We start from the raw sequence: 24,923 nt of genomic DNA, 5'->3' as shown, positions 1-24,923 counted from the left end.
GAGCGCAAGAAACTAGCCAACCTTCGGTTAATTTCCAAAAAATTGGATAAATAGGTATGTACGCACCAATGGATATCCACATATCTTATGGGGGTCTACCCTCCCAAGTCTCACAGAGTCTACGCTCCTACATTCCTTCGTTCAACCTTTCCATAAGGTGGATGTCGGTCATGCTGCCCTACAGGATCTAGGTCCTTACGTTAGTTGCGTTGCCGACTAATCCCATGCTGATCTTGTCTGTTTAACCGTCCAAATCTACTCGTTAAAAGTCAGTTTGATAGTGATTAAGCTGCTATTGGTTCTTGAATAAATGCATGCATATGGGGGATATCCTTCAACATCTTCTCTTCCTGGAACACAAACTGTTTCTTCCCAATAGAAAAGAGAATGCGTATAAGCTTATTACACAAAGCAATTAAAGACTGCATCTTTTTCAACGGATTGTCAGGCCTTGTTGTGTAATGATGATGTAGAGTTTTAAAGGCTTTATTCTTCGCTACTAGAATCATAGATGCCCGAAATAATAAGGCTCGTAATTTCTTTCGACCCCGTTTCGTGATTTTCGTTCTTCCTTTATGCTTTCCTGATGTATTTTCTTTTAAGCTGAGTCCTGCCAGCTTGGTTATTTGACGGGGATGATTATACTCCCTCAAATCTCCTACTTCAGCGAAGAAACCCGCCACTGTATCGCGTCCAATTCCTGTTATGTCTAACATTTGATCAACGCCTGGAATATCCTGAAGGAGTGTATCCAGAGTTTGGTCAAGCTCTTCGAACTTGGCTTGAATGAGTTCATACTTTTGAATTAACGCTCTTAATTCCATTTTAGCCATCATGGCGCCCTGACGAATGCCAATCGACCGATTGGCTGCTTCCTTTAAGGCCTGAATCTTCTTTATGCCTATACTACGTTTCACTGCTTGCCTAAGGTATTCTAGTAATCCTTCGTCTGTATAACTCACCAATTCATCCGGTAATGCTTCAAGCTTTAATAAATGAAGAGCTGCCTTCCCTTCCCAACTTTTAAAAACGGTAAAGAACTCTGGAAAGTATCGATCAATCCAGTTGTGTACCTGTCCCTGCACAATTTGTAAGTCTACATTTAATAAATCGCGTAATTTCTTAGCCACACGCAGTTCCGCGAAAACTCCTTGTGGTATTGTTGGTTCGGCGTATCTACCATCTTTAACTAGTTGTGCAATGACTTTTGCGTCTTTTACATCATTTTTTGTTGGAGAGTTATCGTCTAGCTCCTTACTATGCTTGACGTGTAAAGGGTTGACCGTTACGAACTTAATCTGTTCCTCCTTTAGAATATGAGCTAAATTAAGCCAATAATGGCCTGTTGGCTCCATTCCAGTAATGACAGACTCCATTTCGTATGACTCTTTTATTTGATTAATCCAATTAATAAATGCCCTAAATCCTTCTTGGGTATTATCAAAAAAGCAAGTCGATCCTAGCTCCATCCCACGATAATCCTGTGCTCTAGCTACATGATGATGCTTGGCAATATCAATCCCGATTATTAGGGTATTAGGTGTAATTTGAGCTATTTTATGATTTTGGTTATAATTCATGGTAAGACCTCCGAGTAGATGTTTTGTCCCTTTTAGCTGGCCAGCTCAGGACACATTCATCTTATCAAGAGGTCTTTTTTCATTCAAACCGCATTTTCAGTTATTACAGGAATGCTGCCCCTTTTGTTAAATAAGAAAAAAGCTGCCTGATTAGCAACTGGTATTGAAAATAAGCTGCTTATAGATGAATATGCTTAACTTCAAAAAATCAGCTTATATAAAACAAATCCACCTATCAATACAACAATTAATACACCTGTACCTTTCCAGCCCATACCACCAGTTAAATCATTTAAATTCCCATTACTTCCTCTATTTAATGAATCTTGCAAGGAACCAGTTGGATTATTTTTTAATTCACTTTGTCTTATTCGTTCCCTTTTTTCTTCAGGTGTTTCATCGTGATTATTCAAATTAAACACCCCTACGAATAGTTTCTAATGTGAATATATTCTATATTTCATCTTCTATACCTTTTTCCACAAAACTGCCCCGTTAGTGTAGCAAGAACAACTTTAAAAAGGTGTATAAATATTAGCTTATATACATTTTCTTGAGAGTTGTGATTCATAATTATAATCTTAAAACATACTTTAATTTATTTCTAGAAATAGCAAAAAAAGAGGCTAACCTTAGAAATATACGTTTCAAATTGGAAAAAAGTGTCCCACTTTATCATGCAAAAACTGTGTCATCTCTTTCAAGCGGTCACACATGGTCGATTTAGTCCGAAAAGAAGAAATTTCAACAATCAAATCAAAGGTTTTAGGGATCCTAAATATGGTCATTAGCGATGATTTATATAATAAGGAAATGATTTGTTGATTTAACAAATCTTGTGGCAGCACTTGATGAAATGGACGATAAAATAGAAAGGATTTATCCAAAATCACCAAAATAAAAAGCACCAACCGGCGCCTTAATTTTTCTGTATTTGTTTTTCAAGGTTGAATTTTTTTAGTTTAGTTTCCCATTCGATAAAGTGGCTTTCGCAAAGCCCCATTAGGAAATGATAATTTGAACATTCTTCAACACCACACAACTTAATCACTTTTGCCATATAAGGATTTGCATAGTAAGGTTCTGAACATCCTGGAGCTAGGCAATGCTCAATAGAATTTGGCTATATAATTTTCTATATCGTGGTAAAAAAACCTCCCATTAAATAAAATCGCCCTATTTCGCAGGACGATTTTTTAAATAATCATAAAATGTGGTTCGGCTTAGTCCCACTTTTTCAGTTATCTCTTTCACTGAATACCGTTTTGAATCATGCAGCGCAAATGCCATTTCTAATTTCTCATTATCAACTACCGGACGACCAAGCTTTATGCCGTTTTTCTTTTTGGCGGCAAGCTGCTCTTTTGTTCGTTCTGATATAATATCACGTTCAAACTCTGCGATTGCACCAAATTCTATTCCCCGGATTTCAAACTCTTCCACGAGCTCCTCCAAATGCTTTAAACTGCGGCTAATACGATCAAGTTTAAAAACTATAATTTCATCGCCTTCACGAGCATATTCAAGCATACGTTTTAATTCCGGGCGCTCTTTTTTCATCCCCGATACATGTTCTTTGAATATATTATCCTCTTTTACACCCGCAGCCTTTAGTGCTTCGATTTGCATTAACATATCCTGATCATCAGTTGAAACCCTTGCATAACCTAATTTCATTTTTCCTCCATTTCTTGTAAGTAAAAAGTACAAATTGATTATTTCCGTACACTTTAATTCGCGTACTATTTTTCTTACAGTATTTATTAAAAATAAGCCCAAAAAACGCTTGAATGAATTATCTGAAAATAGATATAAATAAATGGACGTTTTTTGAACACTGCTATTATGGTACAGATTAAAAATTTTGATACCTTTTGGTAACGTATACCAAAAGATTGCTACAAAATAAAAAGCCACCGATATGCTCGGCAGCCATTTTATATATTAAGTATGGGTTATACGCTCCTGTTTAACTAAACTGCTCCTTTAGATCAATAAGAATAGATGCCAAAATGACAGCCCGGATCTTTCGCTAACGCTACCTCGGGAGCCTTATTCCATTCTTGAACCCCAATTTCTATTTTTTCTTCCCCTGTTGCTATTGTACTAGCGGTACTCTCCAAAGTTACTTTTGGAGTTTTGCCGTATGATTAAAAACCCTAAAGCTAAACCCCCACCTAAACTTATTATAAATAATCTATTTTTAGTTGAGAAGAGCATATTAAATCGTCTTTTTTGGTAAAAAATATCAAAAATTCCAGAAAAATAAATCCAATCCTCTTTACGGTTTAATTATCCTCATTAGAAGTTTGAAGTAAAGGCTGTCGGACTTCAGTATGTTCACAATTCCTCCATAATTACTCAGGTGATTTCCATAATAAAATAAACAACATAAAAAAAGAGCGAGTATTCTCTCTAGTCGTTGCAAAGATTACAATTTTATTTCGTTGGTTTTTGCCCAACAAATTGTATGACATGGGACAATCCGTTATGTAATTCCCCCTCTTTACGAACAACCTCACCCATGAAAAAGTGAACAATCCGCCAATCTGAAAAGGTATTTAAAAACTCATCAGGATCGTATAGAAAACTTAAATCTTGTGGTCCCCCACTTTTATAGGGAAGTTGATACTTTGAATATACCTCTGTAACAAAATAACCCCCTATTTTTACTGCTTCCTTCACTCCTTCAAGTGTTTTTTTACGTAATTCCTCTGGGAAATGTCCGAAAACACAAACAATTTCATCCCAACGTTCTTTTTCCCAGTACGCTTCATTTAAATCGACAAGCTCTGTATCAACAGTTACACCTCTTACTTCTGCAAGTCTCTTAGTTTTTTGTAATCCAGTTTCAGCATAATCCCAAGCAGTAACCTTCATTCCTTGTTCAGCTAAAAAAACTGCATTCCGTCCTTCTCCTTCTGCTATTGCCAATGCATTGCCAGTTAATTGGAGTTTTTTCTGAATTTCTAATAAAAAAGCATTAGGCTCAGTTCCATAAACATAATTTTCACCTTGAAATCGAGTATTCCATTGGTTCATATTCTAATCTCCTTTATAAAGAATTTTTACTACTGATTATTTATTTGTTAAACAGAATATCATTATTATTTTCAAAATAATGAAATGATAAAGGAGTCAACGAAAATGAACACTATTAGTCGATCTGTAATAAATTGAACTTAATTAAGCTAAAAAGAAAGCAAATAATTTAGGAATACACTAGGAAGTCCCCAGTATTACTAGAATAGGGTCCCTTTTCTATACATTTTCAGTTTGACCATCGATAATTTAGTATCATATTGTAGATGGTAAGAGTTTTGACTTCGCTCTTACTCCTATTTAAAAGAAGTATCCTACTTCTATTTTGATAGCAATTGTCAGCCACCATTTATACAGGTTGTCGTAGAGCTGCCCACAACCTTATTTAACTCATTAAGAAGTTTAGCGAGAGTATCAGGTTCAATAAATATTTCCATCGCTATTTCTGTAAGAGGTATATTATGTTTTTTAAAAATAGTAGCCGTAACTTCCCAAACTTCAACTACTGCTTTGGCTGACATATTGGATTGTATGACCATTTCGGTAATCCTCTCTAATGGTATGACTCTTTTTCTCTTACCAAACTTAACTTTAAATCAGTGATGACACTGACTCTGACGGAAATATAATAGTTCTATACTTCTGGACAAGTGCTAAATTAGTATCAATTGGATTTATTAAATCAATGCCCATGCAAATAAATAATAACCTCCGAATACTAGAAAAATAAGAAGTATGAGGAAGGATAAAAAGATTATTAAAAGTTTTGGAAATGTAAAAGTTTGATGATTAATGTCTTTTCCTTTTTTAAAATAGCTAAATGTTGCCATCAAAAGTGTTAAAATGCCAACAATAATCGAAGTTAGTCCAATAATTCTTGCTAAAAAATCTCCCATTTCAATATTAGCTGTAAGAGTAGCAAAATGAAGGTTTGTTATTAAAAATCCGACTCCAATAATTGTAATGCTTGTCCGTATCCAAGCTAAGTAGGTGCGTTCATTTGCTAAATGTTGTTGAATATATTTTGAATCAATTGTATGTTCCTGAATTTCTTCCATTGTTTTTTCCCCTAATTTTAATCATTCAGAAATAGATTTGTTAAAACACTTTTATTCATTTGTTGATAACCCTTGTAATTAGTATTCCCCGGACGCATCATTAATAAAAAAAAAACAATCACTCTTGATATCAAATATCTATGTTAAAACGCTACGAACCTGTATCCAATTCCTCTAACTGTTTCAATAAATTCCGTGCCATCCAAATAATTTTTAAATTTTTCTCTTAATTTTAGTATGTGGACATCAACAGTTCTTTCTGAAACTAATTTATTATCGTTTGGATATAATTCGTCTAATATCTGTAGTCTAGATAATGTTTGATTTGGATGACGCATAAGAAAATATAATAGCCTAAACTCGTGAAGTGTTAACGAAATAGGAGTCCCTTGATATTTCACTTCACCTTTTAATGGCTTGAGAGTAATACCTCTATAGGTTATTTTGTTACAACGATGAGCAGTTCTTCTTAACACCGTTTCGACCCTCACTATTAATTCAGTTGAATTAATAGGCTTAGTTAGGTAATCATCGCCTCCAATCATTAATCCCTTTATCCGATCCTTATCGTTGGTTAATTTTGAAACAAAAATAATGGGTATCTCGCTTTTCTGTTTGGTACGAATCCAGCTGCATAATTCAAAACCACTTATGCCATGTAATACAGCTTCTATAATGACAAAACATGGATCATATGTTAAAAAGATGTCCTTGGCTTGTTTACCATTTGTGGCTATTAAAACTTGAAATCCTGCCTCCTCAAGTTCTCGCTTAATATGACTAAGAATTTCTATATCATCATCAACTAAAAGGATGGATTTTCCTCGATTATTCATATTAACACCGCTTTTATTCAATACTGTTAATTAATTCAGACATCATTTCCTTATCCATGGGACCTACGATTTTCTTACGGATGATACCTTTTGTATCGATGATATAACTTGTAGGAATTGAAAAGGCTTGATAAGTTTCCCCTATTTCACCATTGCTGTCTAATAATATAGGAAAAGTCAAACCGTAATCATTAACGAATTTTCCAATATTATTTGAATCTTTCTCTGCTGTCGTTAAATTAACGGCTAATATCTCCACTTTGTTTCCTTTTTGATCCACATAAAATTCTTGCATGTGAGGCATTTCTGCTTTGCAAGGTGGACACCAAGTAGCCCAAAAATTTAATATTACTTTCTTACCAGCCATATCAGATAGTTTTATTTCTTTTCCGTCTAAGGTCTGTAATTGAAAATCAGGCGCTTTTTTCCCTTCTTCGACCCCAGTTTCTATGTTTTTCTGACTATCTGGTGGACTTACCTGATTCGTTTTTTTTGTCTCGTTTGCGGATAGGCTATAATCGTAGACACCCCATGCAATCATTCCAACTAATCCTATGATTACCAGTATTTTTTTGTACATTTTTTTCACTCCTTAAAACGTAAAAGTAGATAAATAGGAACTAATTTTTTGCATTTGACCGGTAAAAAGTAAAATCCCCATTAAAATAAGGACCCACCCATTGATCAAAGATAGTTTAGGCAATATTTTATTTATCTTTTTGACAACATTTAATGAGTAGGTAACGATTATGGATAACAAAAGGAATGGAATACCTAGCCCAAGAGAGTAAATCCATAATAATAACATTCCTGAAAATACGGTTTCCGTTGAACTTGCAAGTAATAAAATAGACGATAATGCAAGCCCCACACAAGGCGTCCATCCAGAACCAAAAGCTAACCCAAGAATAAAAGAACGAATGGAATTCGCCTTAGAGGAGGAATTATGAATAAACCGTTTTTCAGACATTAAAAATTTAATTTTAAATATGCCAAGTATTTGTATTCCAAAAATAATGATTAAAATGCCGCCAAACATTTGAATCAACTTTTTATTCTCTAAAAATAATTGTCCAACAAAGCTCGCAGAAGCACCTAATAACACAAAAACTATACTGAATCCAAGGATAAAACTAATAGATCGCAGGAGTAAAACCCTTTTATTTGTATTCACTTTTCCCGATGAAACGGTACCGTCAGATAGATGAGCGACATAAGCAGGAATTAGTGGAAATACACATGGTGAAAAAAATGAAAGTAAACCCGCGGAAAGTGCAAAGTAAATCGATAGATTTTCCAATTAAATCTCCCCTTTCTGTTGTATTCTTTCAAATCAATGTTAAGAATTAGTTAAGAAGTTGATTTTTTATCCCAGTAAAAAAGGGAAACAATAATAATAACAATTAAAAACCACTGTTCAATTGAGAATAAATAAAATAATTTATTGTCCATATTCCCAATGACAAAAGATTGGATAAGACTTAAAAAAGAAAATAATATTAAGTACGTGAATATAGCTTGCTGGGATAACATATTTTTTTTAAAAAAGGAGATACTTACCGTCACTAAAGTAAACAAGCCTAGAGTAAGGTGACTCATTTTGTGTTCATCAAGAAAAAGAAGCGCTAAAATATGATACGAACTTAATACTACAAAAGTAAAAATAAATACCGTCTGGTAAATGAACAAATTAGGAATATTCATTTTCTGTGCTTTGTAGATAAAGATAAGAACTGATCCGGTTATTGCAAAAAGTAGCCCCGTAGTGCCACCTGTAAAATACAACAAAGAGAATGGACTTTTTATAATTAAAGATGGCTCTAGTATTAACATACTGCCTTTCCAAATTAAAAACCCTAAGAATAAGCTATTGAATATTAAATCAAAAACTTCTTTATTTTGTATTTCATGTTTCTGTAAATACATAAGCCGAAACTTCATATATAATAAACCAAGTAATATAGCTAGTCCGAGTAATACCCATTTAAGTAAAATAGCTATAGAGCCAATTTGAATAACTTCCATAAGGTTCCCCCTTAATCCATTAAAAACATCCAGATTACATAGTTTATTATACCATATAGGGTATATAGAATATAGCAATAAAATTAAATAACGGGACAGATTTCAAACGATGCATTAATCTGAACAGCGTCTTTAAGGGTCTGTATCATTCCACAATTTTTAAATGTAACATCAAGGGACTTTCTTATTTGTTCTTCAGGAATATTCTTACCTTCAAAAATGAATTGAAGATCAATTCTGGTCACTTTATTCGCTTCTTTCTCATTTCTTTCAACATTAGTTTTAATTCGAATAGCACTTATTTTAATCCGTTTTTTTACTAACACATTACTTAAGATCTGACCACTGCAACCAACGATAGACGATACTAACAGTTCGATTGGCTTAAATCCTTTTGAATGGTCAGGCGAAACAACTAATACTCCGTATTTTGTATTTAAATTAGTCACACCATTTTTTATCTCATATTCAAACATCGGACTTCCTCCCAGAAATTTAATATTTTAATTTTGTCATTCAATTATTAAGATTGTGTTAAGGAACAAAAAAACGCCATAGGCGTTTAAATAGTAAGGATTTTACCGGCATCCTTATTTTTATATGTATTTATATCTGATAAATAATTCTTTATAACATCAATGGAGTGGATCTTTTTAAACTTCATTTTGCTTTGTAAGTTTTTGAATAACTGATCTCCGGCTCCTATTACCCGATAAATTTTAGATGGATTGAAAGTTTTGTTTTTCCATTTATAAATGTTGAATTCTGTTTACATTTGGGTTGTAAGGTTTAAATGCCATCATTAGACCGCTTGAACGTATTATATACCCTCCCTTTTGTTGGAAAGGATCAGGAGAAAGGACTTGCTCCAAGTTTTTTTAAGTAATTGATATAAAATTCGTCCTTCGATTTCTACTTGAAAAACTTCTGGATTGGTCGGAATAATGTCATACAGTTGATTCATCGATATATTACCCGGTACAACCGGAGCTCCATAACGCCATCCATGTGAAAAGGCTGTGAGCACTTAAGATAATGTTTATCCCATCAATCATGGAAGCTAGTTTGTAATCGATTGGCAACCCCATATGACTTATAAGAATAATAAGATCCACATTTTCTTCTTTAAGTAAATCTACACACCTTTGAACCTCAGCGACTCCTAAAGAAAATTTTAGTCCCTTCGAAAAACTATCCGGCATTGTTTCATCAACGAATGGATATGTTGTCCCAATAATCCCCACATTTACTTCGTTGATTTTTTTAATTATAAATGGTCTTAATAAATATTCGTTGTTTAAATCTACAACATTACATGCAACAGCCGGAAATGGTAACTCTCTAACTAAGTTCAATAATTGGTCTTTCCCGAACGAAAAATCCCAATTCCCTAGAACAAAGGCATCCAATTCCATTTCTCTTAAAAGTGGTATATTCCTTCTCCTTTCGTAAGAACAAGTGGCGCCGTGCCATGAAAAATGTCACCGCCATCTAAAAATAAGACATTTTTATTTAATTTTCTCATTTCTTTTACATATTGATGATCTCTAGAAAAACCTCCAACTATTAAAATTTGCAACTAAAATATTTATTGAATGCCAAAGTTCCTCCATCTTCTTATCCCCTATATTTTTATCTTCATTACACCGTGCAAAGTAAAACATTTGTTGTACAAAAGAGGGACTTTATTTAGCCCCTTTTTAGAAAAATTTTTGAATTAAGATGATGACTCCTACCAGGAGCCAAATGAAAACCCCAGGTCATATAGGCGGAGAAAATTTCGAACGGGGTTTTTTATTATTGATTCCTCAGGTACTGTTACCACAATTCTTAGGGTTTTTATTCTCCATTTATTTATCCCCCTTATGGAGTTCTTCTAATTTTTAAATTAATTAAACTCGGAGAACTTTGAATTGACCGCCTCCAAATAAGGTCTTTATATAATCAATTTTCACATTTTCAAAATAAACTTTATCTCTTTCATTAACTAAAAACTGAATACCACTTTGTTCTGTAATTTCATCATTTTCTAAAGCTGACTCCTCCAGAGTCAGACGAAGCTGAGGTCCTCCTCAGCCAATTCCCATCGATAAACGAATTAAAGGTTTTTTACCTTCATTAATCAAATCTTGAACTTCTTTAGTAATTTTTGTAATAGCAGCCTGGGTTATTTTAACCATTTGGAACCTCCTAATATTTATTTAAAAATGGACAAAAAGATCTGCTGATACAGCTTCATTTAAGACCCATTTAATTGGTACTTGCTCAGCTGGGTAAAGAAGATTAACTTTATCATGAATATCCATATCAACAACATATAATCGTACTCCCATTTCCACAGCTATATCTAAAAGTTCGTGAATAGATGGTGCACCAAAATCGTTTAAAGCATTTGAAAGGTATTCTATACCTTTAGATGGAACTGGAAAATACTTTCGATCTAATATGTTTACTCCTTTGCGGGAAAAGGCTAAAATGACATCTGCCCCTGATGCTGCAGCTCCTACAGCAACATTTAATGGAGGATATGCGGATTCTAATTCATCATGAAGGGCAAGGACGACAACTTTTTTTGATTCCATGATAGATTTCCCCTTTCAATAACTTAGAACGGCATCAGCTTGGTAAGTAATTTCCAAAAAAGTAACAACTCCGGCTAATTCAGCCCCATCAATCAGCACTAATCCTTCTGCAATTAATACATTCATTTGACATCCAAATAATTTGATTCCGGCGTCTAAAGCGGATTTCATCAATGATGAAAGTTCTCTACCATGAATTTTATCCATTTTATTTAAATATCGTTGGTCTAAAACTCGTGCTCCGTCAAGATCAAAAAATATTGCCACTTCATTTTTTTGCATTGCCATTTTTAGGGCTTCTTTAAGAACAAAGGGGACATTAGAGCTTAACGAAACAAAGTATACAAAGTTTTTGTTCGCCACCGTAATCCCTTCTTTCATTGTAGTTTTAATTGCCCCGCTATTTTATATTATCCAAACTTAAAGAATGTCCATCCAAATCTTTATTGCTGTAGCTAAAATCAATAAGGCTAATACAACCTGAAGAATTTTTGTATTTACCTTCTTCCCGGCAATGGCTCCTAATGGAGAGGCAATTAAGCTTGCAACGACCATGATTAAGGATGGTAAAAATTCTACTTGACCAGTTGTAAGTTTCCCTACAGTTGCACCAATTGAGGATATAAATGTAATAGCTAAAGATGAAGCAATCGTCATACGAGTTGGAATTTTCAATACTACCAGCATGATTGGCACTAATAAAAATGCCCCGGCTGCTCCTACAATTCCAGATCCAATACCAACGATGAATGCAAGGGTAGCTGCAAGCCATTTATTAAACTTAACTTGGTCCAGAGGAATATCATCAATTCCTTTTTTAGGAATAAACATCATAACAGCTGCAATTAATGCTAAAATACCGTAAATTAGGTTTATTCCACCTTCTGTCATGAGCTTTGAGCCAAAGCCTCCAATTAAACTACCAATTAAAATACTTGCTCCCATATATCCAATTAACGTTTTATTCAAATAGCCGCCTTTACGGTATGCCCATACTCCACCAATAGTTGCAAAAAATACTTGAACAGCGCTTATTCCCGAAACTTCGTGGGCACTAAAAGCTGCTAATCCAAATAACGGAGGAATATATAAAAGCATTGGGTATTTAATAATAGAACCACCAATTCCTAACATCCCTGAAATATATGAACCAATAAAACCAATTAAAAAAATTGTAATTATAAATCCAATTTCCATGTTTTTTCCTCCCTTTAAGAAAAGGGAACCCAAACTGGTTCCCTTATTTTTTAACCTTTTTTAATCCAAAATTTTAAAACACCGTTCTCTTCTTCATGTTTAATTAACTCGTGACCGCCGGATTTTGCCCAAGCAGTAAGGTCATTTTTTGCTCCTTTATCCGTTGCATGAATCTCTAAAACCTGACCACTTTCAAGATCATTGATTGCTTTTTTTGTTTTTACAATTGGCATAGGGCAAGCTAAGCCTTTTGCGTCTAATACTTTATTTGCTTCCATCGTTTATTCCTCCTGTTTTTTGAACTTATCTCACTGCACAACGATTTGGTCCAATTTCCATTTCACGTTGTTTTTCATCATCAGGATTGATTTTTCCCATATTTGTTTCACGGATTTCCTGATAAGAATTTGGTTGCGGTGGTAGATTTTCTGTTACCATTCTTCTAAATTCCGCTTCATCTTCAATATTTAAACCATGATTTTTGGAATAAAGTGTTCCTAATTTTTCGGCAACACTTCCATCTTCATTTAATTCCTCGATAATCATAAAATGAGCTGGAAGAACCACTAAATCCTCAGATAATTCTCTATAGCGCTTATATAAACTTTCTCTTAAATCTCCCACCCAATCCTGCGCTAAACCAGCTAAATCTGGTCTACCAATAGAGTCAATGAACAAGATATCCCCTGAAAGTAAGAACTTTTCATCAACAATAAATGAAGTAGATCCAATTGTGTGACCTGGTGAATATAAGGCATGGATATTGATTTTCACGTTACCAATTTCTACATCATTACCATCTTCTAATGGTTGATAGTTAAATGTTACTTCTGTTGCATCCTTTGGTGGTAACCAATACGTCGCACCAGTTTTCTCAGCGATTACCCTTCCTCCAGAAATGTGATCGGCATGAAGGTGTGTATCAAATACATGAGTAATTTTAGCGCCAATACTTTCAGCAAATTCAAGATAGACATCTGTCATTCGAGTTGAGTCAATAATTGCAGCTTCACCGTTTGATACAACCATGTAAGATAAACAGCCTTTACCAATACGAACAAACTGATAAATTTCACCGCCATCTTTTAAATCCCCAACTTTAACAGGTTCTAAATGTTCGCTCCAAGCTTTCATCCCACCTTTTAGGTAAGAAACTGTTAGTCCTGCATCGGATAGCATTTCTGCCACCATTACAGATGATCCTTCTTTTGCACAAACAACTAAAACCTCTTTGTCAGTAGGAATTTTTCCAATGATTCCTTCTACACCATCAAGCAATTCAAAATATGGAATATTTAAATATTCAAAGTTTTCACCTTCAATTTTCCAATCCTGAAAATCACTTTCATTACGAACATCTAAAATAAATAAAGCTTCCTTATTAAATACTTTATTTGTTACCTCTTTTGAAGTCATTGCATTTACTGTCATTTGAATTTTACCCCCTATGGTATAATATATTATAAAAAAATTTGCTCAATTAAAATGTTAGTGTGATATCGGCGTCTTTAGCAAATTCTAAAAATGTTACGGCTCCACCAACTTCGATACCATCAACAAATGCTTCTTTATCAAGACCCATTACATCCATTGTCATTTGGCAACCAATGAATTTAACACCCATTTCCTGCGCCATTGCAGCTAATTTTGGGATAGCTGGAACATTCGCTTTTGCAAAGCCTTCTGCAAAATGTTCTTTTCCTTCCGGCATCGGAAGTTGCTTGTTTGCATCCTTATGAATCAAGTTTAATCCTTCAAACGTAAAGAAAATAGCTACTTCCTGATCGGTTGCTGCCGCTGCTGTTGCGATGTTAAATACTTTGTATGCATCAAATAAACCACCATTACTTGCGATAATTGCTACCTTTTTATTCATTGTTTTTCCTCCTAATTTTTTAGTGCCATCATGATACTATTTGGATCAAAGCCAACAACCCATTTTCCATTAACCTCAGTTTGAGGTACTCCCATTTGTCCTGTGGTATTTACAAGCTGTTGCATAATTTCCGGGTTCCTTTCTACATTTACTTCTTTGAAAGGAATGTTTTGATCGGATAAAAAGTTCTTTAACATTACACAGTACGGACAACGTGTTGTGGTATAGACAGTTACCGAACTCATTTATAGACCTCCTTAATTATTTAAACTAACTGTTTTTCCAGTCCACTCGCTCATGCCTGGTACAACATTTATGACATTAGTAAAGCCTTTTTCTGCTAGCTTTTGCGAAGCAAGGTCAGATCGGCTTCCAGTACGGCAAATCACAAAAATATTATCTTCTTTGCTTAATTCGTTTAATCGATTTTCCAATTCTCCCAGAGGGATTGATATAGCATTAGGGATATGATTAAAAGCATATTCTGCTGTTTCCCTAACATCTAGTACCACAATGTTTTCATTTGCATTTAATTTTGTTTCAAGTTCGTCATTGTTGATTACATTTGGATGTTTTCTTTCTATCGTTTCATCACTAGAAGACTTTCTAAGATAGTGCTTTAATACTTCGCCTTCCTCCAATGTGCCCAAATATTGATGACCTGTACTTTCTGCCCATGCCTTGATATCGGCTTTTGACCCTTTATCTGTTGCTTGGACTTCCAAAACTTGCCCAGATTCTAATTGGTTCATTGCCTTTTTCGTTTTAACGATTGGCATAGGACACGCTAAACCTTTAGCATCCAGTGTCACATTTACATTTATTTTTTCCATTATTAAACCTCCTGTTTTATACCTACACGGGTATTAATTTAGTTAAAAATTTTTATTCCACTTTACCTTCCCAGGAAAGCATTCCACCTGTCATATTGATCACATTAAAGCCATAGCTTTCCAGAAACTGTGAAGCTCGACCGCTTCTAGCACCAGATCGGCATACTATGATATATTCTTTAGATTTATCTAGTTCATGCATGCGAAACTCAATAAGTCCTAGTGGAATGTTTATGGCTCCCGGAATTTTCCCTTCTGCCACTTCATCCACTTCGCGAACATCGATAATATCTATTTTTTTCCCTTCAAGTAATAATGTTTCTACTTCTTTTGCAGTCATTACTTTCATTGCTTATTCCTCCATTCATTATGACCAAGCGCTCATGCCGCCTTTTACATTAGTTACTTTTGTAAATCCTAATTTTTTTAACATCTTACTTGCCTTTTGGCTTCGCATACCACTTTGACAAATGACCACTACCTCTTTATCTTTTGAAAGTTGATTTGCTTTTTGATCCAATTGATGAAGTGGAATATTTTTGAATGATTTGATGTGATTTCCTTTAAATTCACCAGGTGTTCGGACATCGACAAATTGCTTATTCTTATCTTTTAACTCATTTTTTAACTCCGATGTGGATATATGTCTAATACCTTTTGCCGGTAAAATGCGTTGAATGATAAAAAATATGAAAAGTCCAATCAAGATATAATTTACATATTCCAAGTTTAGCCCCTCCTTTTTCGGGGAACCCCCCCATTTACCATTAGATAAACAGATTGACATTACCATCTTCAGCGTCTGCTAAATAGGCAGCAACCCCTGCATATTCAATATTATCTATTAATTCTTCTTGTTTAAGACCTAATAAATCCATGGTCATCGTACAAGCGACCAATTTAACATCTTGCTCTTGTGCCATTTCGATTAATTGAGGTAATGGAATTGCATTGTGCTTTTTCATTACATCTTTAATCATTTTAGGACCGAATCCAGCAAAGTTCATATTGGATAGCCCCATTTTATCAGCACCTCTAGGCATCATTTTTGCAAACATTTTTTCCATGAAACCTTTTTCCACTGGAATATTTTCATCTTTACGCAAGGCATTTAATCCCCAAAAAGTATGAAAAATAGTGACTTCATGATCGTAAGCAGCTGCTCCATTCGCAATGATATATGCTGCCATCGCTTTATCGTAATCTCCACTGAACAATACAATCGTTGTCTTTTTCTTATCTGTCATGGTGTTACCTCCTGAATGTTATTTTAACTAACCTATACTGGTACAGGTATTTTAAATAATAAAAAAATTATCCTTTTTTAATCCAAAACTTAAATACATCATTTTCCTCTTCATGTTTTATAAGTTCATGTCCACCAGAATTAGCCCAAGCAGTAAGGTCGTTCTTTGCGCCTTTATCCGTTGCATGAATTTCTAATATTTGACCTGATTCTATTTCGTTTATTGCTTTCTTAGTTTTAACAATTGGCATTGGACATGCTAAACCTTTTGCATCTAAGACTTTTGTAATATTCATTTATTATTCCTCCAGTTCGTCATAATTACCATTACCCATATGGGTATATTATTAACCAAAATGAAAGAGGGTGTCAACCTTTTTTAACGACTTTTTACAAGTAAATTAACAGCTTCTTTCACTAATTCTTCCATACTTTTTTCGTCATTTTCATTCGCTTTTTGTACACACTCCACTAAATTTTCACTGACAATAACGCCGATTGTACGATCAATTGCTGTTCTCGCAGCAGATAACTGAGTGATAACATCTTTGCAGTCTTTATTTTCTTCCATCATTCTTAAAATTCCTCTTAATTGTCCTTCAATACGTTTTACTCGATTTTTAATTTGATCATTATAATCCATTTTCTTACCTCCTTTTTAACAAAAAGTTCTTAAACTTATTTGATTTTCCTTTAATATTATATTGTTATTATTTGTAATTGAATATCCAACAACCCGGAAACCTTTTTTTCGCAATAATCGTATTCCAAAATTTTTTCCAAGTCTATTTGAAGCAACTACATGTAAGTCACCGTTGGTGATTTCATTGTAGTGCCTGTTAATATATGCAATTGGAATATTGATTGCTCCAGGTATGGGATCCTTGTAAGATTCATTATAGTCTCTTACATCAATTACTATTGTACTTCTATCTAATTCTCCCAGTTTTTTACAACACATTCCTAAAACAGGGAAGTATCTTCTGTAAAGGATACTACCAACAAATAAAATACTTAAAATAATAATTGTCTTCAAGAACTGCTGTGACCGTCAAGTAGAATGATACAATTTTTGCTGATTAATTTGAGACACTTTGTTCACCAAAAATCGTTTTTCGATGTTTCATTCTCCAACTATCTTCATTTAAATGAACTATTTCCACTCGATGTAAGATCCGGTCCAGTATAGCTGTCGTGATGGCTTGGTCGCCCAATAGCTCACCCCATTCTTTAGGCCCTTTATTAGATGTAAGTATAATCGAGGTTTGGTTATAAAGGGTGTTAATGAGATGGAAGAACATATTAGCTTCCTGTTTATCCATTGCCATAAACATCAAATCATCAATAATAACCAAATCTGCCTCTCTTATTCGCTTCATTCTTGTTTTGGATTTCCTCGTTATTTCTTCAGTCTTTAATGCCTGAATTAAATCTCCCATAGTGGTAAAGATCACTTTATATCCCTGGTTTAAAGCTTCTATTCCTAAACCTATCGAAAGATGGGTCTTACCGACACCTGGCGGTCCTAGAAAAATGATGTTATATAGCTGCTCAATCCATGTTAAATCTTTTAACTGGTTTAACTTCTTACTGCTCAAAGACTTTTGCTCATTCACATTATACTCATCCACAGTACTATGGAAGGGAAACGTCGCCCACTTAAATCGCCTTTCCAGCTGCTTTTCATCTCTGCGTTTTTGTTCATAGGTTACTACATCTAGTAGAAACTGAGTAAAGGACAAGTCCCTTTTCTCAGCTTCTCTTATTAACTCTGGCAATCGATCAGCTGTTTCAGCTAACCGAAGGGACCTTAATTTATCTTGGACCTCCTGAAGCTGATTCAACTTTGATCACCTTCTTCCAGTAAAACCGTATAGGCATCTACATTTCTCTTTTGTGCTTCTGTTTCTATTATCCAACCGGATATGCTATTTAATGGTGAAACAGTCTCAGCTTTGTCGTTTGTTGTATCATGAACCTGTCGTTGTCGCTTGAGGTATAAAATGATATCGCTGAAATCTGTTGCACTATATAAGTTTCTCTTGATACATTCCGAGAGGGCTGCTGTTAGAAGCTGCTCGTTATTTTGTTTTGTTTCTTTTAGTATCATTTGTAACTGATCACGAATATACCGTGGGTACTTCTCACGAAGTTTATCCAAGTAATCGTAGGCCGTTTCTGTTTCTTCGAATCGTTTTGCCACAGTATCAATAAATGTATCGATTCCTTTTGAGCGATCTCTTGTATGCTTTCTGTCTTTAATTAATTGTCCTTTACCATCCGGAATCTGATGTTTGGCCAGGAGTTCTCCTGTCTCAGAGTTATAGATTAATAGTTCTCTGTCTTTTGTTTCTTTTATTGAGACCATTTCATGCTTATGAAAAGTTCCAAGTGGAAGGGAGTACCTATTGGATAAATACCGTATGGTATTGTCCTTATGGATGCTTCTTGTTATACTATTTTCATGATTGTTTAGGAAATTAATGTTTCCTGAGACTGGTCTTAAGTGTTGCTTTTCCAAGGAGAACACTTCGACCGGTCTTTTTTTTGTTGTGTTGTGGATTTTTCGATTACCTGTACGATTTAGCCATTCCCATCCTTGCTCATTCCAAGAATCAATATTATTGAACACTCTATACTTGGCGAAATTGTACTTAATAAATCCTACAACGTTCTCTATTTTCCCTTTGCTTTCTGGATCGGCTTTCCTACAAACCCGAAGGTTTAAATTTCGAGTTTGCTTATAGTGCTGAAACTCTTTCGTTAAAATGAGATCTCCGCCATTCTCGCTCACCACAATTAAGCTATCCTGATCATACACGAGTTCTCCTGGGATCCCACAAAACCATTGAAAAGCATTTTCATGAGCTTGAATGACATCTTGAGTTGTAAAGGGGCGATCTAACCACTCTTTATATTTGTATCTCGAGTTAGATAGCACAAAGGCAATAAAGTTCAGCTTTACTTCTTTATTATCAGACGTTTTCTGCTTGGTGTGCCCAAAGTCAACTTGGACCTGTTCCCCCATTGGTGAATCAGGTATTGCTTCATAATCCCTTGGTGAAGATTCCTTAGCTATTTTATATTCAACTCTTAGCTCCCTTACGTAAGCACGGACTGTGCTTTCACCCACTTCAAGTTGTTCCTTATACCTTTCCATCAACCAATCTTCTACTTGTGCTGCTGAAAGATCAGGATGTTCCCTTAACCAATTCAAGATTAACTCTTTATAAGGATCCAACTTTTTCTTTCTTGTTTGTAAAGATTCAACCCATTCTGCCATCTCCGAAGGAGATCTCTTAAGATGCCGATATACAGTTGCCCTGGATACCCCCAGTTTATCTGCTACTTTGGATTTACTAAAACCTTTCTTGAGTAACTGCTGAATTTCCATATACATTTCCCACTTATCCACCTTTTCTCAGCCCTCCAATGATTTAAGAATCAAACCATCATCATACAATGGAGGAGCTATATATTTTACTGGTATATTAGGGTAAATAAGTGTTTCATCTTATCTAGCAAAAACTGTCTACTTTAGTTTAGCAGTCACAACTGCCCTCCTCTAAAAGGACTAACACTTACACGACTTATAATATACCCTATTGGGTATGGTGTCAATAAAAGAAATTAAAAAAATTATTATTGAATAAAAATCACTCGCCAAAACGAGTGATTTGAACGGTTCCCGATTATTTTTAATTTATTCCACAGCTTTATTCATACAGTTAATGAGTCGCTCTTCAATGTCTTTGGCTAAATTCTCCATTTTGTTATCATTTAACATACTTATAAGCGCTGTGGGTCTTGGCATTCCAATATGAGTATGTCCTTTATCTTCGTAAACCACAATCTTGCAGGGCAAAAAATAACCCGCCATATTATTTTCACTTAAAACTCTCTGCGCCTCAATCGGGTTACAAACTTCAAGCACTTTAAACTCTTTTTCAAACTCAATACCCTTTTCTTGAAGCTTATCCTTAATATCAAACATCCATAAAACACCGAATTTCTCTTCTTTTAATTTCTCCTCTAATCTTTGAATAGCATCATGGATGGTTTTATCCGTTGTAACCGTAAAATCAAACATTTTGATACTCCTTAAGATTTTTTGTGTTCTCTTTGTTTTCTAAGATTGTTTGAAGAGCCATCTTTTCATTAATTATTTCATTTGCTGTACGGACTCCACATTTTCTTATGATTGGTAATGGAGGACACCACCCCTGTAGAGAATGTTGGACCATAAAAATACTGGCAATCCCTGCGAGGGTGATCCACCTTTTATTATGGAATAATGCTAATATTGATGTAATTAAAACAATACCTGCGAAATTGATTTCCAAAACACGTTCAGTATCCCATTCATAATCTAATTCCTTTATTCGAGCATTAATGGCGTTTTCATTTTTAGCACGTATGCTATTGATTGTAGCTTTTGTTTTCTTGTGAATTTTATCATTAATTCTCTGACGGGTATTCCTATTTACTTTTGTTGTTGTAGGCGGAAAAAAATATTTGATGTTCATTCCGTTTTTCCTCCGGTACCATATATTGTACTAACGTATTGAAGTTTTTTTATTTTTCTATTATAATTCCTATTATATATATAGGAATTAACGGGATAAAGGAGAGTTAATGTTATGGGCTTATTGAGCCGTCTTTTTAATGAAAAATGTCCGCAATGCCAAAAAACATTAGAAACGAATAAATCCAATATTTATAAAGGAATTATTATAAAATCATGTCCGAATCTTCATTATCAAAAGGAATACCATCCTGCTCTTGAACTGTATGTTGAAAGTGGTAAAGTATCTTAAAGCAATATATCTGACCATATTTTAATTGACGTAGCTAATATTAATAATGCCAAAATCCATTGAAGGATTTTGGTATTTATTTTTTTTCCAACATTAGCACCAAGAGGAGAGGCAATTAGGCTTGCTATTACCATAATAAGTGCTGGAAAAAATTCTACTTGTCCGGTTGTGATTTTTCCAACAGTGGCGCCAATTGAAGAAATAAATGTAATGGCTAATGAAGTAGCTATGGTCATCCTAGTTGGAATTTTTAACACCACCAACATGATTGGAACTAGAATGAATGCACCAGCAGCCCCCACGATACCTGCTCCAATTCCTACAATTAAAGCAAGAACCGCAGCAAGCCATTTATTAAATTTCACTTGATCCAGTTGAATTTCATCAATTCCTTTTTTAGGCAAGAACATCATCACAACTGCAATCAAAGCTAAAATTCCATAAACCAAATTAATTCCACTTTCTGTCATGAGCCTAGAGCCATACCCACCAACAAAGCTACCTATTAATATTGCTACACCCATATAAATGATTAAAATTTTATTTAAATATCCACCCTTACGATAAGCCCAAACCCCACCGATGGTTGCGAAAAAAACTTGAACTGCACTAATTCCTGAAACTTCATGTGCACTGAAGGCTGCTAAACCAAATAATGGTGGTAGATATAAAAGCATGGGATATTTTATAATAGAACCACCAATTCCAACCATCCCGGAAATAAAAGAGCCTATAAAACCAATTAAAAAAATAACCACTATAAAAACGAGATCCACCTACATCCCTCCAATAAAAAGGAAAGGTAACCGTGATAGTTACCTCTCACATTTTTTCAACCTTTTTTTATCCAAAATTTTAGAACACCGTTTTCTTCCTCATCTTTTATTAGCTCATGACCACCAGAATTTGCCCAAGCGGTTAAATCATTTTTTGCCCCTTTATCTGTCGCATGAATTTCCAACACTTGACCCGAAGTTAATGTATCCATTTCTTTTTTTGTTCTTACAATCGGCATTGGACATGCTAATCCTTTACAATCTAACACTTTGTCAACTTGTCCAGTCATGATTTCCTCCTTTTATCTGACAGCACAACGATTTGGTCCAATTTCCATTTCTCGTTGCTGTTCTTCATCTGGAGTAATTTTCCCCATATTTGTTTCCCTAATTTCTTGATAGGAATTTGGTTGTGGCGGTAAGTTTTCAGTTACTGTTTTTCTAAATTCATTTTCATCTGTGATATTTAATCCATGATTTTTTTGATATAAAGCACCAAGTTTTTCAGAAATACTGCCGTCTTCATTCATTTCATTGATACCCATATAATGAGCAGGCAAGACTAATAAATTATCAGCGAGATCTTTGTAACGTTTATATAACGTATTTCGTAAATCTCCTACCCAATCTTCTGCTTTTCCTGCTAAATCTGGTCGTCCAATAGAATCAATAAATAATATATCCCCGGTTAACAAATATTGATCATCAATGATAAACGATGTACTACCGATAGTATGCCCTGGAGAATAGACGGCTTTAATGGTTGTCTTGCCCACCTCATATTCGTCACCATCATTTATTTGTTGATAATCAAAGGTGACTTCTGTTGCATCTTTTGGTGGGAGGTGGTAGGTTGCACCTAATTTTTCCGCCAGTTTTCTTCCTCCAGAAATGTGGTCAGCATGTAAATGAGTATCCAAAACATGAGTTAATTTAATGTTATGCTCTTTAATATAGGTTTCGTATGGTTCTAACATTCGATTTGTATCAATCATGGCGCCTTCTCCGTTTGATTCAACCAGATAAGATAGGCAGCCTTTCCCGATACGGACAAATTGATAAATAGCTCCGCCATTTTTCAATTCACCGATCTTTATGGGTTCTAAATGTTCACTCCATGCTTTCATTCCGCCCTCAACAGAGTAAACATTTGTAAAGCCAGCTTCTGAAATTTGTTGCGCTACAAACTCTGAGGAACCACCTTTTGCACATATTACATAAATTTCCTTATTTTTAGGTAACTTATCTTCAATGGAATCAACACCTTCCAATAAGTCAAAATAGGGAGTATTAATGATTTCCACATTTTTCCCTTCAATTTTCCAATCATCAAAATCATCTGTGTTTCGTGCATCTAAAATGAATAAATCTTCATGATTTAATACTTTTCTGGCAAGTTCTTTTACCGTTATGGTTTTGACAGCCGTTTCTGTATCCATTTTTAAATCTCCTTTAAAAAGTAAGTGTTACGTCCGCATCTTTAGCAAAGGTTAAAAAAGTAACAGCACCACCAACATCAATTCCCTCTACAAAATGTTCTTTTTCTAGACTCATGACATCCATCGTCATTTGGCAAGCAATCATCTTAACACCCATCTCACTTGCCATTGAAACTAGTTCCTCGACAGGAGGCACATTTGCTTTTTTAAACCCCTCTTGAAAATGTTCAGCACCTGGAGGCAAAGGTAAATTTTTATGTCCCTCTTTATGAATGAGGTTTAATCCTTCAAATGTAAAGAAAATTCCAACCTCCGCATCCGTTGCAGCAGAGGCTGTTGCAATATTAAAAACTTTATAAGCATCAAACATTCCACCATTTGCGGCTATGATAGCTACTTTCATTGTTTTCCTCCTTATTTAATGACTTTTATTGATTGGTCCGGTCCAATCCTTCATACCAGGTACAACATTTTTTATGTTTTTAAATCCTTTTTCTGTTAGTTGTTGCGCTGCAAAATCACTACGTGTACCGGTTCTGCAAATAATATGGAGATTTTCCTCATTATTTAACTCTTCGAAACGGTGTTCTAATTCTCCAAGCGGTATATTAATGGAACCTGGAATGTGACCAAAGGCATATTCTGCTGGTTCTCTTACATCTAGTACGGTAATTTTTTCATTACCTTCTAGCATATTTAACAGGTCATCTAAACTGACAACATCGGGATGCTTAGCTTCTGGTCTTTCTTCTTCAGATCTAGCCTTACGAAGATAATGTTTTAATACATTTCCTTCTTCAACTGTTCCTAAATATTGATTACCGGTACTATCAGCCCAAGCTTTTAAATCAGCTGTCGACCCTTTATCGGTTGCTTGAATTTCCATGACTTGTCCAGGTTCAAGTGTCGTCATCTCTTTCTTTGTTCTAACAATTGGCATAGGACATGCCAAACCCTTAGCATCCAACACCTTATTTACTGTAACCTCCATCAACTTTTCCCTCCTTTCTTCATTTATTATCTTTCAATATCATCTTTCCATGCCAACATACCACCAACCATATTTTTCACCTTATATCCTTATTCTTTTAAAAATTCAGCCGCCATCCCACTTCGGCTTCCTGATCGGCATACCATAATATGCTCCTTATCTTTTTCAATTTCATGAATTCGATCTTGTAGTTCACCCAAAGGGATATGATGAGCACCAGGAATTTTCCCCTGAGCTACTTCTTCATATTCACGGACATCTATGATGTTTTGGACTCTTCGCTCTTTTATATTTTTTGAAACTTCTTCGGGTAATATTTCATCCAGTATGGTTTTCCCAGCCATTTTAATCACTCCTTACAACTTTTTCTGTAATAGGTTTTGTCAATAAAGTATTTTTATGTTTATGAAAATGGAAATTAATCACAGGGTTTTTACTCCAGTATTTTTAAGACGTTATGATTTTATCCCATCTATTAATTTTTCAATTATCATATAAATCCATAGGGATTTTGGTGTATAACATTTAAAAGGAGTAACTATAAAAAAATTGTTGTTGAAGGTGGAGTTGCAGTAGGGGAACTACGGGGCTTTGGGGTTAGACCCAGAAAATATCCTTGCAGCTG

Annotated in this window: 37 protein-coding genes and 1 pseudogene; 1 reads left to right on the top strand and 37 read right to left on the bottom strand. The window is 34.7% G+C overall.

The window, feature by feature from the left end:
• Positions 1–284: 284 nt before the first annotated feature.
• The 31 genes from NSQ49_RS26045 to NSQ49_RS25895 all read right to left on the bottom strand — a co-directional run bounded on the left by NSQ49_RS26045 (position 285) and on the right by NSQ49_RS25895 (position 20,801).
• Positions 285–1,580, bottom strand: a complete 1,296-nt coding sequence (locus tag NSQ49_RS26045) for an IS110 family transposase (RefSeq protein WP_159871962.1) — start codon at positions 1,578–1,580, stop codon at positions 285–287.
• A 200-nt stretch (positions 1,581–1,780) separates the two neighbouring features.
• The gene (locus NSQ49_RS26040; protein ID WP_113884113.1) at positions 1,781–1,993 is read right to left on the bottom strand and encodes a DUF6366 family protein; all 213 of its coding nucleotides are present in this window, start codon (positions 1,991–1,993) and stop codon (positions 1,781–1,783) included.
• 763 nt (positions 1,994–2,756) lie between these two features.
• Positions 2,757–3,497, bottom strand: coding sequence for a recombinase family protein (locus tag NSQ49_RS26035; RefSeq protein WP_396399561.1), 741 nt, complete (start codon positions 3,495–3,497; stop codon positions 2,757–2,759).
• Positions 3,498–4,019: 522 nt separating this feature from the next.
• Entirely contained in the window at positions 4,020–4,622 is a 603-nt protein-coding gene (locus tag NSQ49_RS26030; RefSeq protein ID WP_061794420.1) for an SAM-dependent methyltransferase, read from the bottom strand.
• Between the two features lie 338 nt (positions 4,623–4,960).
• Entirely contained in the window at positions 4,961–5,161 is a 201-nt protein-coding gene (locus NSQ49_RS26025) for a hypothetical protein (RefSeq protein ID WP_061794419.1), read from the bottom strand.
• Positions 5,162–5,299: 138 nt separating this feature from the next.
• Positions 5,300–5,680: a YidH family protein gene (locus NSQ49_RS26020; RefSeq protein WP_061794345.1), complete on the bottom strand. Its 381-nt coding sequence runs from the start codon at positions 5,678–5,680 to the stop codon at positions 5,300–5,302.
• A 143-nt stretch (positions 5,681–5,823) separates the two neighbouring features.
• Positions 5,824–6,516 carry a response regulator transcription factor gene (locus NSQ49_RS26015; RefSeq protein ID WP_159871510.1) on the bottom strand — a complete coding sequence of 231 codons (693 nt, stop codon included), beginning with the start codon at positions 6,514–6,516 and terminating at the stop codon, positions 5,824–5,826.
• A gap of 13 nt (positions 6,517–6,529) precedes the next feature.
• On the bottom strand, positions 6,530–7,096 hold the full coding sequence (locus NSQ49_RS26010) for a peroxiredoxin family protein (RefSeq protein ID WP_159871508.1): 567 nt from the start codon (positions 7,094–7,096) through the stop codon (positions 6,530–6,532).
• A gap of 12 nt (positions 7,097–7,108) precedes the next feature.
• Positions 7,109–7,816, bottom strand: a complete 708-nt coding sequence (locus NSQ49_RS26005) for a cytochrome c biogenesis CcdA family protein (protein ID WP_061794348.1) — start codon at positions 7,814–7,816, stop codon at positions 7,109–7,111.
• A gap of 50 nt (positions 7,817–7,866) precedes the next feature.
• On the bottom strand, positions 7,867–8,541 hold the full coding sequence (locus tag NSQ49_RS26000; RefSeq protein WP_061794349.1) for a hypothetical protein: 675 nt from the start codon (positions 8,539–8,541) through the stop codon (positions 7,867–7,869).
• An 83-nt stretch (positions 8,542–8,624) separates the two neighbouring features.
• Complete coding sequence (locus NSQ49_RS25995; RefSeq protein WP_061794350.1) at positions 8,625–9,017, bottom strand: OsmC family protein; 393 nt, start codon at positions 9,015–9,017, stop codon at positions 8,625–8,627.
• 344 nt (positions 9,018–9,361) lie between these two features.
• On the bottom strand, positions 9,362–9,505 hold the full coding sequence (locus tag NSQ49_RS25990) for a hypothetical protein (protein ID WP_236566347.1): 144 nt from the start codon (positions 9,503–9,505) through the stop codon (positions 9,362–9,364).
• Between the two features lie 7 nt (positions 9,506–9,512).
• A complete protein-coding gene (locus NSQ49_RS25985; protein WP_218008335.1) occupies positions 9,513–9,950 on the bottom strand; it encodes a hypothetical protein in 438 nt (145 codons plus the stop codon).
• A gap of 792 nt (positions 9,951–10,742) precedes the next feature.
• Positions 10,743–11,123, bottom strand: a complete 381-nt coding sequence (locus tag NSQ49_RS25980) for a peroxiredoxin family protein (protein ID WP_159871506.1) — start codon at positions 11,121–11,123, stop codon at positions 10,743–10,745.
• 15 nt (positions 11,124–11,138) lie between these two features.
• Positions 11,139–11,486: a DsrE/DsrF/DrsH-like family protein gene (locus tag NSQ49_RS25975; RefSeq protein ID WP_061792541.1), complete on the bottom strand. Its 348-nt coding sequence runs from the start codon at positions 11,484–11,486 to the stop codon at positions 11,139–11,141.
• 57 nt (positions 11,487–11,543) lie between these two features.
• On the bottom strand, positions 11,544–12,320 hold the full coding sequence (locus NSQ49_RS25970; RefSeq protein ID WP_061792503.1) for a sulfite exporter TauE/SafE family protein: 777 nt from the start codon (positions 12,318–12,320) through the stop codon (positions 11,544–11,546).
• A gap of 50 nt (positions 12,321–12,370) precedes the next feature.
• Complete coding sequence (locus NSQ49_RS25965; RefSeq protein ID WP_061792504.1) at positions 12,371–12,598, bottom strand: sulfurtransferase TusA family protein; 228 nt, start codon at positions 12,596–12,598, stop codon at positions 12,371–12,373.
• A 25-nt stretch (positions 12,599–12,623) separates the two neighbouring features.
• On the bottom strand, positions 12,624–13,751 hold the full coding sequence (locus tag NSQ49_RS25960; RefSeq protein ID WP_061792505.1) for an MBL fold metallo-hydrolase: 1,128 nt from the start codon (positions 13,749–13,751) through the stop codon (positions 12,624–12,626).
• Positions 13,752–13,800: 49 nt separating this feature from the next.
• On the bottom strand, positions 13,801–14,196 hold the full coding sequence (locus NSQ49_RS25955; RefSeq protein WP_159871504.1) for a DsrE/DsrF/DrsH-like family protein: 396 nt from the start codon (positions 14,194–14,196) through the stop codon (positions 13,801–13,803).
• 11 nt (positions 14,197–14,207) lie between these two features.
• Positions 14,208–14,441, bottom strand: a complete 234-nt coding sequence (locus tag NSQ49_RS25950; RefSeq protein WP_061792507.1) for a glutaredoxin family protein — start codon at positions 14,439–14,441, stop codon at positions 14,208–14,210.
• A gap of 12 nt (positions 14,442–14,453) precedes the next feature.
• A complete protein-coding gene (locus NSQ49_RS25945) occupies positions 14,454–15,029 on the bottom strand; it encodes a sulfurtransferase TusA family protein (RefSeq protein ID WP_061792508.1) in 576 nt (191 codons plus the stop codon).
• 52 nt (positions 15,030–15,081) lie between these two features.
• Positions 15,082–15,378 carry a rhodanese-like domain-containing protein gene (locus tag NSQ49_RS25940; RefSeq protein ID WP_061792509.1) on the bottom strand — a complete coding sequence of 99 codons (297 nt, stop codon included), beginning with the start codon at positions 15,376–15,378 and terminating at the stop codon, positions 15,082–15,084.
• Between the two features lie 18 nt (positions 15,379–15,396).
• A complete protein-coding gene (locus NSQ49_RS25935) occupies positions 15,397–15,756 on the bottom strand; it encodes a rhodanese-like domain-containing protein (protein ID WP_061792510.1) in 360 nt (119 codons plus the stop codon).
• Between the two features lie 40 nt (positions 15,757–15,796).
• Entirely contained in the window at positions 15,797–16,276 is a 480-nt protein-coding gene (locus NSQ49_RS25930) for a DsrE/DsrF/DrsH-like family protein (RefSeq protein ID WP_061792511.1), read from the bottom strand.
• Positions 16,277–16,343: 67 nt separating this feature from the next.
• On the bottom strand, positions 16,344–16,571 hold the full coding sequence (locus NSQ49_RS25925) for a sulfurtransferase TusA family protein (RefSeq protein ID WP_061792512.1): 228 nt from the start codon (positions 16,569–16,571) through the stop codon (positions 16,344–16,346).
• Between the two features lie 83 nt (positions 16,572–16,654).
• Positions 16,655–16,918, bottom strand: coding sequence for a metal-sensitive transcriptional regulator (locus NSQ49_RS25920; RefSeq protein ID WP_061792513.1), 264 nt, complete (start codon positions 16,916–16,918; stop codon positions 16,655–16,657).
• 15 nt (positions 16,919–16,933) lie between these two features.
• Positions 16,934–17,311 carry a hypothetical protein gene (locus NSQ49_RS25915; protein WP_061792514.1) on the bottom strand — a complete coding sequence of 126 codons (378 nt, stop codon included), beginning with the start codon at positions 17,309–17,311 and terminating at the stop codon, positions 16,934–16,936.
• A gap of 43 nt (positions 17,312–17,354) precedes the next feature.
• Positions 17,355–18,119: an IS21-like element helper ATPase IstB gene (gene istB, locus NSQ49_RS25910; RefSeq protein ID WP_174752389.1), complete on the bottom strand. Its 765-nt coding sequence runs from the start codon at positions 18,117–18,119 to the stop codon at positions 17,355–17,357.
• Entirely contained in the window at positions 18,116–19,690 is a 1,575-nt protein-coding gene (istA, locus tag NSQ49_RS25905; protein ID WP_174752390.1) for an IS21 family transposase, read from the bottom strand. The genes istB and istA overlap by 4 nt, the downstream gene beginning before the upstream one ends.
• 288 nt (positions 19,691–19,978) lie before the next feature.
• Positions 19,979–20,365 (bottom strand): DUF302 domain-containing protein, encoded by a 387-nt coding sequence (locus NSQ49_RS25900; protein ID WP_159871501.1) that lies wholly within the window; start codon positions 20,363–20,365, stop codon positions 19,979–19,981.
• Positions 20,358–20,801, bottom strand: coding sequence for a DUF2892 domain-containing protein (locus NSQ49_RS25895; RefSeq protein ID WP_206698067.1), 444 nt, complete (start codon positions 20,799–20,801; stop codon positions 20,358–20,360). The genes NSQ49_RS25900 and NSQ49_RS25895 overlap by 8 nt, the downstream gene beginning before the upstream one ends.
• 114 nt (positions 20,802–20,915) lie before the next feature.
• Between NSQ49_RS25895 and NSQ49_RS25890 the strand changes: the two genes are divergently transcribed.
• Positions 20,916–21,092: a hypothetical protein gene (locus NSQ49_RS25890; RefSeq protein WP_169799751.1), complete on the top strand. Its 177-nt coding sequence runs from the start codon at positions 20,916–20,918 to the stop codon at positions 21,090–21,092.
• Here the strand turns inward: NSQ49_RS25890 and NSQ49_RS25885 are convergent.
• From NSQ49_RS25885 to NSQ49_RS25860, 6 genes and pseudogenes are all read right to left on the bottom strand, one after another.
• Positions 21,089–21,868, bottom strand: a complete 780-nt coding sequence (locus NSQ49_RS25885) for a sulfite exporter TauE/SafE family protein (protein ID WP_061792515.1) — start codon at positions 21,866–21,868, stop codon at positions 21,089–21,091. The two genes, NSQ49_RS25890 and NSQ49_RS25885, sit on opposite strands and share 4 nt — an antisense overlap.
• Positions 21,869–21,924: 56 nt before the next feature.
• Entirely contained in the window at positions 21,925–22,158 is a 234-nt protein-coding gene (locus tag NSQ49_RS25880) for a sulfurtransferase TusA family protein (protein WP_061792516.1), read from the bottom strand.
• Between the two features lie 12 nt (positions 22,159–22,170).
• Entirely contained in the window at positions 22,171–23,307 is a 1,137-nt protein-coding gene (locus tag NSQ49_RS25875; protein WP_159871498.1) for an MBL fold metallo-hydrolase, read from the bottom strand.
• Between the two features lie 13 nt (positions 23,308–23,320).
• Positions 23,321–23,710: a DsrE/DsrF/DrsH-like family protein gene (locus NSQ49_RS25870; protein WP_061792518.1), complete on the bottom strand. Its 390-nt coding sequence runs from the start codon at positions 23,708–23,710 to the stop codon at positions 23,321–23,323.
• 15 nt (positions 23,711–23,725) lie between these two features.
• On the bottom strand, positions 23,726–24,298 hold the full coding sequence (locus tag NSQ49_RS25865; protein WP_061792519.1) for a sulfurtransferase TusA family protein: 573 nt from the start codon (positions 24,296–24,298) through the stop codon (positions 23,726–23,728).
• A gap of 26 nt (positions 24,299–24,324) precedes the next feature.
• A pseudogene (locus NSQ49_RS25860) lies at positions 24,325–24,642 on the bottom strand (rhodanese-like domain-containing protein).
• Positions 24,643–24,923: the final 281 nt, after the last annotated feature.

It is taken from the genome of Cytobacillus sp. FSL R5-0377, from assembly GCF_038004385.1.
GTDB lineage: Bacteria > Bacillota > Bacilli > Bacillales > Cytobacillaceae > Cytobacillus.
Note: the sequence above shows the minus strand (reverse complement) of the source record. Positions and strands in the feature narration are given on the sequence as shown.

Bases quoted from the DNA above. Each gene is read 5' to 3' on its own strand.
- NSQ49_RS25880 (WP_061792516.1), bottom strand. From the start codon at position 22,158: ATGACTGGACAAGTTGACAAAGTGTTAGATTGTAAAGGATTAGCATGT.
- NSQ49_RS25980 (WP_159871506.1), bottom strand. From the start codon at position 11,123: ATGGAATCAAAAAAAGTTGTCGTCCTTGCCCTTCATGATGAATTAGAA.
- NSQ49_RS25890 (WP_169799751.1), top strand. From the start codon at position 20,916: ATGGGCTTATTGAGCCGTCTTTTTAATGAAAAATGTCCGCAATGCCAA.
- NSQ49_RS25955 (WP_159871504.1), bottom strand. From the start codon at position 14,196: ATGAATAAAAAGGTAGCAATTATCGCAAGTAATGGTGGTTTATTTGAT.
- NSQ49_RS25875 (WP_159871498.1), bottom strand. From the start codon at position 23,307: ATGGATACAGAAACGGCTGTCAAAACCATAACGGTAAAAGAACTTGCC.
- NSQ49_RS25920 (WP_061792513.1), bottom strand. From the start codon at position 16,918: ATGGATTATAATGATCAAATTAAAAATCGAGTAAAACGTATTGAAGGA.
- NSQ49_RS25895 (WP_206698067.1), bottom strand. From the start codon at position 20,801: ATGAACATCAAATATTTTTTTCCGCCTACAACAACAAAAGTAAATAGG.
- NSQ49_RS26000 (WP_061794349.1), bottom strand. From the start codon at position 8,541: ATGGAAGTTATTCAAATTGGCTCTATAGCTATTTTACTTAAATGGGTA.
- NSQ49_RS25990 (WP_236566347.1), bottom strand. From the start codon at position 9,505: ATGAATCAACTGTATGACATTATTCCGACCAATCCAGAAGTTTTTCAA.
- NSQ49_RS26045 (WP_159871962.1), bottom strand. From the start codon at position 1,580: ATGAATTATAACCAAAATCATAAAATAGCTCAAATTACACCTAATACC.
- NSQ49_RS25940 (WP_061792509.1), bottom strand. From the start codon at position 15,378: ATGAAAGTAATGACTGCAAAAGAAGTAGAAACATTATTACTTGAAGGG.
- NSQ49_RS25865 (WP_061792519.1), bottom strand. From the start codon at position 24,298: ATGGAGGTTACAGTAAATAAGGTGTTGGATGCTAAGGGTTTGGCATGT.
- NSQ49_RS25960 (WP_061792505.1), bottom strand. From the start codon at position 13,751: ATGACAGTAAATGCAATGACTTCAAAAGAGGTAACAAATAAAGTATTT.
- NSQ49_RS26025 (WP_061794419.1), bottom strand. From the start codon at position 5,161: ATGGTCATACAATCCAATATGTCAGCCAAAGCAGTAGTTGAAGTTTGG.
- NSQ49_RS26015 (WP_159871510.1), bottom strand. From the start codon at position 6,516: ATGAATAATCGAGGAAAATCCATCCTTTTAGTTGATGATGATATAGAA.
- NSQ49_RS25870 (WP_061792518.1), bottom strand. From the start codon at position 23,710: ATGAAAGTAGCTATCATAGCCGCAAATGGTGGAATGTTTGATGCTTAT.
- NSQ49_RS26010 (WP_159871508.1), bottom strand. From the start codon at position 7,096: ATGTACAAAAAAATACTGGTAATCATAGGATTAGTTGGAATGATTGCA.
- NSQ49_RS25970 (WP_061792503.1), bottom strand. From the start codon at position 12,320: ATGGAAATTGGATTTATAATTACAATTTTTTTAATTGGTTTTATTGGT.
- NSQ49_RS25995 (WP_061794350.1), bottom strand. From the start codon at position 9,017: ATGTTTGAATATGAGATAAAAAATGGTGTGACTAATTTAAATACAAAA.
- NSQ49_RS25965 (WP_061792504.1), bottom strand. From the start codon at position 12,598: ATGGAAGCAAATAAAGTATTAGACGCAAAAGGCTTAGCTTGCCCTATG.
- NSQ49_RS25950 (WP_061792507.1), bottom strand. From the start codon at position 14,441: ATGAGTTCGGTAACTGTCTATACCACAACACGTTGTCCGTACTGTGTA.
- NSQ49_RS25945 (WP_061792508.1), bottom strand. From the start codon at position 15,029: ATGGAAAAAATAAATGTAAATGTGACACTGGATGCTAAAGGTTTAGCG.
- NSQ49_RS25925 (WP_061792512.1), bottom strand. From the start codon at position 16,571: ATGAATATTACAAAAGTCTTAGATGCAAAAGGTTTAGCATGTCCAATG.
- NSQ49_RS25930 (WP_061792511.1), bottom strand. From the start codon at position 16,276: ATGACAGATAAGAAAAAGACAACGATTGTATTGTTCAGTGGAGATTAC.
- NSQ49_RS25900 (WP_159871501.1), bottom strand. From the start codon at position 20,365: ATGTTTGATTTTACGGTTACAACGGATAAAACCATCCATGATGCTATT.
- NSQ49_RS26030 (WP_061794420.1), bottom strand. From the start codon at position 4,622: ATGAACCAATGGAATACTCGATTTCAAGGTGAAAATTATGTTTATGGA.
- NSQ49_RS26020 (WP_061794345.1), bottom strand. From the start codon at position 5,680: ATGGAAGAAATTCAGGAACATACAATTGATTCAAAATATATTCAACAA.